The following is a 10,275-nucleotide window of genomic DNA, read 5'->3' as shown; positions in this document are numbered from 1 at the left end:
CAGGATGGAGTGCCTTTGTTGCTCTCTGTGCAAGCAAAGCGGAAGAAGCTGGCTGTACCGTCGTCAAAGTGGCACCCAAAGATACCTCCCAAGTCTGCTCATCATGCGGGTGTGTGGTGAAGAAGGATTTGAGTGTCCGCTGGCACTCTTGTCCGCATTGTGGGTGTGAACTGGACCGTGACCACAATGCGGCACTTAACATACTCATCCGCTACCGTAAATTAAAAGGGGCAGGAAGTGTCCCACAGTTATCCCCCGTGGGGTAGCTGTAGAAGCCCCTGCATTTATGCATGGGGTGCTTCACAAACCGAGAAGCTGAGAAGCCGGGTGGGCGAAGCTGATCGGGTCGAATGTGTGCAGGAGATTCCCGCGCTTGCTGCGGACTGGTTGAACGACATAATCATTGTCAGGAGACGGAGATGCCTGCTTCTGTGCGCATGATCGGAAATTACCGATTGCTTCGCCTGCTTGATGAGTATGTGGGATGCGCCCGCTATCTGGCGGAAGATGTTTCTACACATACCCTGGTCCAGATCTCGCTGCTTGCCCCGCCTGGCCGGGGGCGCTTGAATGGCGCTCTGCATCTGCTGAACTGGCTGGCGGGAATTGAGCATCCGCAGATACAGGGGCTGTTTGACATCGGTGAGGTCTCCGGGTGCCTGTACTACACGTCCGAGTATCTTCCGGCTGGCAGCTTGCGCGAGCGACACCATCCCGGGGCTATTCTCCCGCTCGAACTGGTGCGCCACTATGTGCAACAGATAGCGCAACCTCTGCACTATCTGCATTCGCTCGGCGCTGTATATGCGTCGTTACGTCCCGAGAATATCCTTGTTCATGCCGGGAATGACCTGATTCTGAGTGATTTTGGTCTGCGTGAGTATCTCTTTCGCCTGCATTTTGGTGATGTCATACACCCGCTCTTTCTCCGTTACACGGCCCCTGAGCTCCTGCGTGGCTGGCGGCTGCCCGCGAGCGATCAGTATATGCTGGCACTGCTGCTGTATGAGTGGCTCAGCGGCGCTCACCCCTTTGACGACACGCTGCAAGCGCTCAGCGAGGCGCATCTTAAGAAGCAGCCACCCTCGCTGCTCGAGCACATGCCCCTGCTTCCTGAGGCTGTAGATGAGGTGCTTCAGATCGCGCTGGCGAAAGATCCCATGCGGCGTTTTGCCTCTATTCGCGCCTTCGCGACTGCCTTCGAGCAGGCGTGCAAGGCGTAGAGGCTCATTTTTGCTGCATGCTGCTGAGGATTGGAGGGCTGCATTTTTTCTCGCTAAAAGACGAAAAAGCGTAGTCGATCTATGCTGGCAAATAGACTCTGCAATAAAGAACCATTTTGTGTTATTCCGGCGCTCGTGTGCTATACTGAATAGCACGAAAAAGAATGATCCCGTAATGCGGCAGCCGGGCGGGAAGGCGGCTTCCCGGCTGGTTGGTCTTTGCGTTTTTTCGGGACAGTCACGATCCTGGTGAGAGGAGTGTTCTAAGAACGTGAACGAGATGAAAGAGACAGTGCCCGGCGAGATGAGGTATCGCAATTCGATCCTTGAGACGATCGGGAATACGCCGCTGATCCGCTTGCGGCGTGTTGCTGCCGATGTTCCTCCCCTTGTGCTGGCAAAAGTCGAGTTTTTCAATCCTGGCGGTAGTGTAAAGGATCGGATTGGACCCGCCATGATAGAGTATTGTGAGCAGAAAGGCCTGCTGCGCCCGGGCGGTACCATTGTTGAGCCGACGAGCGGGAACACCGGGCATGGCCTGGCGATTGCGGCAGCGCTCAAGGGCTATCACTGTATTTTTGTCATGACGGATAAGGTGAGCGAAGAGAAGCGAAGCCTGCTCCGTGCCTATGGTGCGGAAATAGTGATCTGCCCGAGCAATGTAACGCATGATTCACCCGAATACTATAAAAATGTGGCGTATCGGCTGGCGAAAGAGATTCCCGGGGCGGTCTGTCCCGATCAGTACTCGAATCCAGCGAACCCCGAGGCCCATTATCGAACAACCGGGCCTGAGATCTGGCGGGATACCGCGGGCAAACTGACGGCGTTTGTGGCCGGTATCGGGACGGGTGGCACGATTACGGGCGTAGCGCGCTACCTCAAAGAGCAGAATCCGAATGTGAAGATTATCGGGGCTGATCCCCCGGGCTCCGTCTATTCGGGCGATGAACCCGGACCCTATAAGGTTGAGGGCATCGGCATGGATATGTTCCCGCGGAACTATCACCCCGAACTGGTGGATGAGGTGATCCGAATCGATGATCGGACCTCGTTCTACTGGGCGCGACGGCTGGCGCGTGAGGAGGGCATTCTTGTTGGTGGCTCAGCGGGTACGGCGCTTGCGGCGGCTCTGACCTATGCGCGACGCCTGACGAAAGATGATGTGCTGGTGGTGTTGCTGCCCGATACCGGTCGCGGCTACCTGAGCAAGCAGTTTAACGATACCTGGATGCGCGAGAATAACCTGCTGGTGCAGGCCGAGAGCGAGCAGCCGACGATGTATGATGTGCTCACCTATCGCCGGCAACATATGGGGAATATGCCGCTGGTGGTCAGTGTGGCCCCGAATGATTCGATTGCAAACGCGGTTGAGCTGCTGCGCCGCTATGGCATCAGCCAGACGCCGGTTATGGAGCATGGGACGATGGTTGGCAGCCTGACCGAGGACCGGCTGTTGAAGCGGCTGGCAAGCGGTGAGCCGCTGGAAGAAACGACTGTTGGTCAGGTACAGGGCCCGCCTTTCCCGACGCTTGAGGCCAACGCGCCCGCCCGTGAGGCATACACGCTCTTTACGATGGGGCATGTCGCGGTTGCGGTGATGGCGAACGGGCTGCTTGAGGGCATCGTGACCAAAAGTGACCTGCTCGAATTCTGGGCACACTCCCGTTAATTCGCTCTTTTATAGATGAGCAAAAACTGATACAATAGTTTCTCCGGTTGCTTGCTTTGCTGGCTCCGGAGAAACGCTTTTTTTTATGGACTGTATTTCGCAAACAACGACAGAAGGAGTGAATCACTCTTCTCCATATACTGTCGAGATACGTTGCACTGCACCTGGAAAGGATGTGATGGGCTGTGTCACTGCTTTCGTTGGGTCTTGTTGTGGGAGCGGCAGCGTTTCATGCCTGCTGGAATCTGTTGTTAAAGCAGGCGAAGAACAAGCAATTATTTCTCATGTGGGCCCTGTTATGTACCGTCGTCTGCCTGGTCTGTTTGCCATTTTTGCCACCGGTACCCGCGCAGGCCTGGCCGCTGCTGATCTGTAGCGCGGTTGTCGAGGCGCTCTACTATATATCGCTGGCCTGGGCATATAAGCTGGGAGATTTCTCGCAGGTCTATCCGATCGCTCGGGGAGCCGCTCCGGCGCTACTGACGCTGTGGAGCGCTCTTTTTTTATCTGAGACGCCAAAGGCAACGGGACTGCTCGGGATCGGGCTTCTGGTCATCGGTCTTATTATTGTCGGCATTGGTTCTTCGCTCCGTGAGTTCTCGTTCTCGAAGCTCAGCTTCCCCGCGATTGCTGTCGCGTTGTTAACTGCGCTTTGTATCTCCATTTATAGTGCTATCGATGGTGCTGCTGTCCGGATCGCTGATCCCTTGCCGTATGTGCTCTGGATCTTTGCGCTTTCGGCAATCTTTGCCGCGCCATTTATTCTCTGGCGCTATGGAGCGCGCCCGGCGCTGCTCGAACTGAAGGTGAACTGGTTCCGTATCGTTCTGGTTGGCCTGCTCTCGCTGCTGACCTATGGCGCTGTCCTGTTCGCCTACTCTTTCGGACAGGTGAGCTATGCCGGTTCGGTTCGAGAGGTCAGCATTGTGTTTGGCGCGTTTATGGGCTGGCGCTTTCTGGGTGAGGGGTTTGGCATGCCCAGAATTATCGGCTCGCTGCTGATCTTTGCCGGTATTCTCGTCATCGCGATTCTGGGGTAGGAGAAATTCGACAGAAAGTTGAATAGTGCGGGACCGATCTGCTTGACAAATCGCAAAACATCCTGTATGCTTTGTACGAAGAAACGTGCTTCATAGGAAAAGAAAGGGGGCAGTGCTCACCATGTTTGCAATATATCTTTCCTCCAAACTATATCCCTCCTTGCAGAAACGACGATCTGCCCTCAGGTTGGCGTAATGGCTGAATTTACGCAATCCTATGAAGTTTTTGAGCATACCGCAGATGTTGGGATCCATGCCTATGGTCGCACGTTAGAGGAGCTGTTTGCTGCTGCGGCGCTGGGAATGGAAAGTCTGATGATTGCGCCAGAACAGCTTCGAGTTGAGACCAGCCGCGAGGTTATTGTTGAGGAACAGAACCTGCTCGCCCTGCTCATTGCGTGGTTGAACGAGCTGGTGTTCCTCTTCGATACGGAATTCTTGCTCTTTCGAGAGGTTGAGATTCTCGAACTCAGCGAGCAACGGTTGCGCGCGCGTGTCGGGGGTGAGCCCTATGACGCCGAGCGCCACGAACTCAGTAGCGCGATCAAGGCTGTCACCTGGCACGAGGCCTCAATAACTTCCGTTGATGGCGGTTACAGGGCACGAGTGATCTTCGACATCTAGTTGAGCGCTCACGCGCGGTTCCCGGGACACTTTTTGTGTAGCCTGACGTGTCAACTCTCAGGGGCGCATATCCACTCTCTATTGATCGGGTAACCCCTTTTTGTGGCTTCTGCATGGGAGAAAAGAAGTCTTTCTGGATTTTACAGGCTATCAGGATAGAAAAGGGAGAAAGAATCTCTTTCCGCATACGAGGGCATAAAACGAAGATACAGTGAAAAGAGCCGGTTGGCTTTATCAGGAGAACGGAGAACACAGAACGTATGAATATCCCGTTAGAGCGTGTTGACAAGAATCGCTGGCGCATCCCTCAGAACTACATGAATGGTATGAACGTTCCGGGTATGGTGTATGCCGATGATGTATTGATCGAGCAGATCCGCAATGATAATTCATTGAAGCAGGTCGCAAACGTGGCAACGCTGCCGGGCGTTGTCGGCCACTCGCTGGCGATGCCGGATATCCACTGGGGGTATGGTTTCCCGGTCGGTGGTGTCGCCGCGACCGATATGGAGCAAGGGGTTGTCTCGCCCGGGGGTATCGGTTTTGATATCAATTGCGGTGTGCGTCTGATTGCGACCGAGCTGGTGCGCGATCAGGTCAAGGGGCAGGTTGACAAGCTGGCGGACGAGCTGTTTCGCACGCTGCCCTCTGGCGTCGGCGGTTCCGGGATGCGGAAGCTGGATCAGCACGAGATTCGCGAGGTGATGGTTCAGGGGGCGGCCTGGGCGGTTGCTCAGGGCTACGGTCTTGAAGAGGATCTGGAGGCCACAGAAGAGAACGGGTGCCTGGCGGGCGCAAATCCCGATGCAGTCTCCAAGCAGGCGGTGCAGCGCGGTATGGTGCAGCTTGGTAGCCTGGGAAGCGGCAACCACTTCTGTGAGGTGCAGGTTGTCGATCACATCTATGATTCGGAGGCGGCGAAGGTGCTCGGCATCGGGCAGGTAAATCAGGTCGTGATCACGATTCACTGCGGGAGCCGGGGATTTGGCCACCAGATCGCGGAGGATTATATCAAGCTTGCGCAGCAGAAGCAGCAGGATTGGGGCTTTGAGCTGGTTGACCGTCAGCTTGCCTGCCTGCCGTTGCAGTCTCGCGAGGGCAAGGATTACCTGAGCGCGATGGCCTGCGGTGCTAACTTTGCCTGGGCGAACCGTCAGCTTTTGATGCATGGCGTGCGGCAGGCCTTTGCAAGCGTGTTCGGGCGTCGAGCGCGTCCGAAGGAGATGCCGCTTGTCTACGACGTGTGTCACAATATTGCCAAGATTGAGGAATATGTTGTTGATGGCGAGAAGAAGCGGGTCTGTGTGCACCGTAAGGGCGCTACCCGTGCGTTCCCGCCGCATCATCCAGCGATTCCTGAGAAGTATCGCGCTGTCGGGCAGCCAGTGCTGATCCCGGGCGATATGGGGCGCTACTCGTTCGTGCTGGCGGGCGCTGAGGGCTCGATGGAGCAGAGCTTTGGGTCATGCTGTCATGGAGCTGGCCGCCAGAAGAGCCGCACGGCTGCCAAGAAGGCGATCACGAGCAAGGATCTGATGGCCCAGTTGAGCGCGCGGGGCGTGACGGTGCGCGTGCATAGTAAGGGCCTGCTGTCCGAAGAGGCTCCGCAGGCGTATAAGGATGCGCAGAATGTGGTGAACGTGGTACATGATGCGGGGCTGGCAAAGCTGGTTGCGCGTCTGAAGCCGATTATTGTCGTTAAGGGCTAAACAAAAGAAGAGGGTCAGGGAACAGGCTTCCCTGGCCCTTTTGCTTTTTCAGGATGGGTCGATCAGTCGGGCCGCGATGCTGTAGATGGCAAGCGCGATGAAAGCAAAACCAACATTTTCAAGCAGAATAAGACCGATCTGCGGGAAGATCATTATTTCCTGGGCCTGATAGAGCGTCACACCAAGACTGACCGCGAACAGGATGATAGCGAGCAGGCAGGCTCGAAACGATGAGCCCAGGCTTGGATAGCGGCGCGGCTTGAGCAGGACCGAGAGATCACCGGCGGCTCCTGCCAGCCCATAGTACAGCAGGGGGACCCACCAGTTGGTTGAGACCACCGAGCCATAATTGACCATCACTGCTTGTAGCGCTCCCATGCCGCCGCCAAACAGCGGACTCAGGAAGGCTCCTACGATGCCGACGAAAATACCTGCTCCCGGGCCGAAGGCGGCTCCGAAGAAGAGCGGAATGGCGGCGGCAACCGGGAACGTGTAGCCATAAATGGTGATCTGGAAGCGATGGGCCAGACAGAGCAAAATCAGGCCCACGACCGCGCCCAGGACGCGCCATTTCGCCTTTGCAAGCGGGCCGAGCCACTCGTCAAGACTCTCTTTGGGCTCTTCGGCCTGATGCTGCGGAGATGATGGCTGTCGATAGCCCTGATGGTCGGGAGCCGAAGGCCGCTGTTGGAGCTCTGGCTGTTGGGCCTGGAACGGCTGCTGATGCGGTGTTCCGAACGGCTGTGCTCCGAATTGCTGGTGCATGCCTGGTTGTTGCATGCCGGATTGATGTTGTACTCCGAACGGTTGCTGTGGCGTACCGAATTGCTGCTGTGCTCCCTGCTGAGGAGCGCCGAACGGCTGCTGATACGGCGTCTGATATCCTGGCTGTGCCTGTTGGGTCTGGGTGAAATGGGGCTGTGCTCCGGGATACTGTCCGACATTGAAGCCACGTGCCTGCTGCTGTGGCGTCTGGCCAAATTGTGGTGAAGACGGCGTTTGCTGCTGTGGCGTCTGGCCGAATTGCGGTGAAGACGGCGTTTGTGGCTGCCCCGGCTGCTGAATGAGGGGCTGATGAGTCTGGGCGACGGTCGATGCCGCATGAAACGTAGGCATGGCACGCCCGGAAGGGTTCTGTTGTTCCGGTTGCATGGCCGTTTGTGCGGCTGGAAAGGGCGCTGAAGGGGCGCTGGTTTGTTGGGCGTTCCCTTCGGGCGCAAGCATCGTGATATTGCCCTGTTGCGTTGCGTTTGGTGAGACAAGGCGTGTCTCGTAGGGAGAACGGCCCTGGCTGGCGGCCTCCAGCGCGTTCGCGAAGTCGCGAATATGCTCGAAGCGCTGCTTGGGGTCTTTCTCCAATGCCTTCATGATGACGTTTTCGACGAGAGGCGAGATCTGGGTCAATTTGTCGCGTAGAAGCGGCGGGCGAGCGAACATATGCTGTGTACATAGTTCGGTGAAGGAACCGTTGAAGGGCCGATCGCCGGTGAGCCACTCATAAGCGACAATGGCAAGCGAATACTGATCGCTGGCCGGTCGGGGGTGCCCCTGAATCTGTTCCGGAGACATGTAGGCGACGGTGCCGATCACATCCTGCGTTTTCTGGCTGTGCGAGTTCTGTGCGATCATGGCGATCCCGAAGTCACTCAGCAGGATCTCATCACGCCTGCCAACCAGCATGTTTTCTGGCTTGACGTCGCGGTGAATCAGGCGCTCGTCATGCGCGAACTGAAGGGCGTCGGCAACCTGTTTGACATAGGAAACCACGCTCTGGAGCGGGACGCGTTCGCCCCGAGGATGGCGCTGCCGTAGGGTGCCATTGGCGGCATATTCCATGACCAGATACGGGGTTTCGTCCTCGACGCCGAAATCAAGCACGCGAATGATATTGGGATGAGTCAACCGGGCGATTGTCTGCGCTTCTTTGAGGAAGTTTTGCATATCGTCCGGACTGGAGAGACGGGTTTGCAGAACTTTGATTGCAGCCTGCGATTTGAGATACATGTGTTCGCCCAGATAGACCTGGGCAAACCCGCCCTCGCCTAACAGACGAAGGATGGTATAGTGTCCTAGCTGTTGCCCTGCTCGCTCTGCCATCCTGGCTCCTTTTCTTCTAATTGGCATATTTTATGCTTTGGGTTGTTGTGTTCATTATAGAGAAGGCAGGGTGACACGTCAAACCTTTCGGCCTTGCAGTCCTATCCTCGAATATGATTCCTCTGGCTTTCCAGCATGTATCTATCCGTTGGCCTTTAATTGAGGAGTGAACGGCGTTCCTGCATTTTATCGCGGGCAAGGATGATCCCAACCCGTATCATTTTAGGAAGCGAGTCGAGCAGAAAATGAAGTTGTTCCTCGGTATTCACCAGGAAAAGCTTCTCACTGTCACCGCTTGTATAAGGAATCTGCGGGATAAAAACGAGGTATTGATCCTGTTCTCTCTTCTCCTGCTGTTCAAAGACCTCTATAAGAACCGCCCCATCGCCTTCGATGACCGGAAGGCTCTCTTTTAAGCGATACTGGTTTTGTTCTGTCCACTGCCTCCAGTTTCGTTGGATTTCTTCTGCTCGGGGATCAGGGCGACCATCTTCATATCTCTCAATCATCATACTGCGTTCTCCTGTGCAATAGCATCCTTAACTGCTTCAGGCGTGTCTCTTTCGGCCATTTCTTCGCTGCCTGTGTATATGTCTCACTGATTTCATTGAGACGTAATTCGCTTTGTGTTTTCTCCGCAAACTGCAAAGCTCGCTCAAATGTAAGTGCCATTTCATCCATATCACCTAGCAGGAGCATGGTTTCACATCGACGATTCAGGTATTCACACCATATAAGATCAGAAGCCCCCTTTTCTAACCGATGTTTCTCGATCATCTCAAGAGCAGGCTTGGCCTCTTTGAGACGAAGAAAGATCATCAGTTGATATTTCAGAATCCATTCTCTGCTGAACAATGCATAGGCGCTCGTTGCTTGATCTTTAAGTGATAAAGGAAGTTTTTTCTCTGCAAGCTCAAAGGCTTGTTTCGCTTCATATTCTTGATTGAGACTTGCTTGAGCTTCTGCCATTGTAAAATACAGCCAACTCTGAACTAAAGGTGTTGTATTCTTCAACATAGGGAGAACTTCTTCTTGAACAGAAAGCTGACGAGCAGGCTGTTTCAAGTGATAGTAGGTGTGTGCTTTCCTGATGAGAGAAACAGCCATTAAGTTGTGATCTCCTGAGAGCTTTGCGTACTCATACGCCTTCTGGCTTGATTTGAGCGCACGACCAAAGTTGAGCATTTGATTTGCATACATCCAATCAAGCTGATAGGTTTGTGACGCGATAGCCGCAGAATGTTTATCCTGGACCAGAGAATCCAGCGAGGGAAGAGCAAAAGCAAGAACCAGAGCAATAAGGTCGAGGGAACCGCTATACCCGAGCTGCCAAAGCGCTGGCATTGAATTTTCCAACAGAGTAAGAGGATCATCACCTCCCACCGAGGCTGGTGCAGTTGCCATAACGCCAAAGGATTTCAGCAGTTTTCGTCTTAGCATATCCATCGAAGTAAGCTCCTGGTCATTATCTAAGAACCCCAATTCTTTTGCACTTTTACCGAAGAGAGAGCATAGCTTGAGCTGAAAACGGGAACTTATAGGCTGGCGGCCTGTTTCCCATCTACTAACCGTCTCTTTTGTTGTGCCGATCTGGGCAGCAACATAGCTTTGGGTCCAATCAAGTCGCTCTCTCTCTTCTCGAAGTTTAACATATGGTTTCGACTTATACATCATCTCACCTCAACACATCAACAAACATCAACTTTTCGCAACAAACGCTATTCCTATTTTAGCAGAAAACTGTTTATGCTGTAAAAGCATCACACATTAGGGTGTGAAAGGATTATACAGTTGTATCTCTTAGATGTGTAAAATTTTCCTTTCATAATAGAGGTGCTCCTGATGTGAACTTATGCGATGTAAAGAGGAGAGCACTTCTTAGGCTCGCTTAGAAGCTTAGTTTTCTAAAT

At 54.3% G+C, this 10,275-nt stretch carries 9 protein-coding genes; 6 read left to right on the top strand and 3 right to left on the bottom strand.

What is annotated here, in order from left to right:
• The 6 genes from EI42_RS28165 to EI42_RS28140 all read left to right on the top strand — a co-directional run.
• Nucleotides 1-266 (top strand): zinc ribbon domain-containing protein (locus EI42_RS28165; RefSeq protein WP_146505443.1); only part of this gene is annotated, 266 nt, incomplete at its 5' end.
• A 153-nt stretch (nucleotides 267-419) separates the two neighbouring features.
• A complete protein-coding gene (locus tag EI42_RS28160) occupies nucleotides 420-1,223 on the top strand; it encodes a serine/threonine protein kinase (protein WP_170142973.1) in 804 nt (267 codons plus the stop codon).
• Nucleotides 1,224-1,527: 304 nt separating this feature from the next.
• The gene (locus tag EI42_RS28155) at nucleotides 1,528-2,895 is read left to right on the top strand and encodes a cystathionine beta-synthase (RefSeq protein ID WP_111325974.1); all 1,368 of its coding nucleotides are present in this window, start codon (nucleotides 1,528-1,530) and stop codon (nucleotides 2,893-2,895) included.
• Between the two features lie 185 nt (nucleotides 2,896-3,080).
• Nucleotides 3,081-3,935: an EamA family transporter gene (locus tag EI42_RS28150; RefSeq protein WP_111325972.1), complete on the top strand. Its 855-nt coding sequence runs from the start codon at nucleotides 3,081-3,083 to the stop codon at nucleotides 3,933-3,935.
• Nucleotides 3,936-4,130: 195 nt separating this feature from the next.
• Entirely contained in the window at nucleotides 4,131-4,559 is a 429-nt protein-coding gene (locus EI42_RS28145) for an archease (protein ID WP_111325971.1), read from the top strand.
• A gap of 260 nt (nucleotides 4,560-4,819) precedes the next feature.
• Nucleotides 4,820-6,268: an RtcB family protein gene (locus EI42_RS28140; RefSeq protein ID WP_111325970.1), complete on the top strand. Its 1,449-nt coding sequence runs from the start codon at nucleotides 4,820-4,822 to the stop codon at nucleotides 6,266-6,268.
• A 48-nt stretch (nucleotides 6,269-6,316) separates the two neighbouring features.
• Here EI42_RS28140 and EI42_RS28135 read toward each other — a convergent pair whose 3' ends face one another.
• The 3 genes from EI42_RS28135 to EI42_RS28125 all read right to left on the bottom strand — a co-directional run bounded on the left by EI42_RS28135 (nucleotide 6,317) and on the right by EI42_RS28125 (nucleotide 10,039).
• Nucleotides 6,317-8,365, bottom strand: a complete 2,049-nt coding sequence (locus EI42_RS28135) for a serine/threonine protein kinase (RefSeq protein ID WP_170142972.1) — start codon at nucleotides 8,363-8,365, stop codon at nucleotides 6,317-6,319.
• A 155-nt stretch (nucleotides 8,366-8,520) separates the two neighbouring features.
• A complete protein-coding gene (locus EI42_RS28130; RefSeq protein WP_111325968.1) occupies nucleotides 8,521-8,877 on the bottom strand; it encodes a hypothetical protein in 357 nt (118 codons plus the stop codon).
• The gene (locus tag EI42_RS28125; protein ID WP_111325967.1) at nucleotides 8,867-10,039 is read right to left on the bottom strand and encodes a helix-turn-helix transcriptional regulator; all 1,173 of its coding nucleotides are present in this window, start codon (nucleotides 10,037-10,039) and stop codon (nucleotides 8,867-8,869) included. Before EI42_RS28125 ends, EI42_RS28130 begins: the two co-directional genes overlap by 11 nt.
• Between the last annotated feature and the right edge of the window lie 236 nt (nucleotides 10,040-10,275).

This window comes from Thermosporothrix hazakensis (assembly GCF_003253565.1).
Classification (GTDB): domain Bacteria; phylum Chloroflexota; class Ktedonobacteria; order Ktedonobacterales; family Ktedonobacteraceae; genus Thermosporothrix; species Thermosporothrix hazakensis.
This window is presented reverse-complemented; position numbering and strand designations above follow the sequence as displayed.

Excerpts from the sequence above, each read along its gene's own strand:
- EI42_RS28160 (WP_170142973.1), top strand. The coding sequence starts at position 420 with ATGCCTGCTTCTGTGCGCATGATCGGAAATTACCGATTGCTTCGCCTG.
- EI42_RS28155 (WP_111325974.1), top strand. The coding sequence starts at position 1,528 with ATGAGGTATCGCAATTCGATCCTTGAGACGATCGGGAATACGCCGCTG.
- EI42_RS28145 (WP_111325971.1), top strand. The coding sequence starts at position 4,131 with ATGGCTGAATTTACGCAATCCTATGAAGTTTTTGAGCATACCGCAGAT.
- EI42_RS28140 (WP_111325970.1), top strand. The coding sequence starts at position 4,820 with ATGAATATCCCGTTAGAGCGTGTTGACAAGAATCGCTGGCGCATCCCT.
- EI42_RS28135 (WP_170142972.1), bottom strand. The coding sequence starts at position 8,365 with ATGGCAGAGCGAGCAGGGCAACAGCTAGGACACTATACCATCCTTCGT.
- EI42_RS28130 (WP_111325968.1), bottom strand. The coding sequence starts at position 8,877 with ATGATGATTGAGAGATATGAAGATGGTCGCCCTGATCCCCGAGCAGAA.
- EI42_RS28125 (WP_111325967.1), bottom strand. The coding sequence starts at position 10,039 with ATGATGTATAAGTCGAAACCATATGTTAAACTTCGAGAAGAGAGAGAG.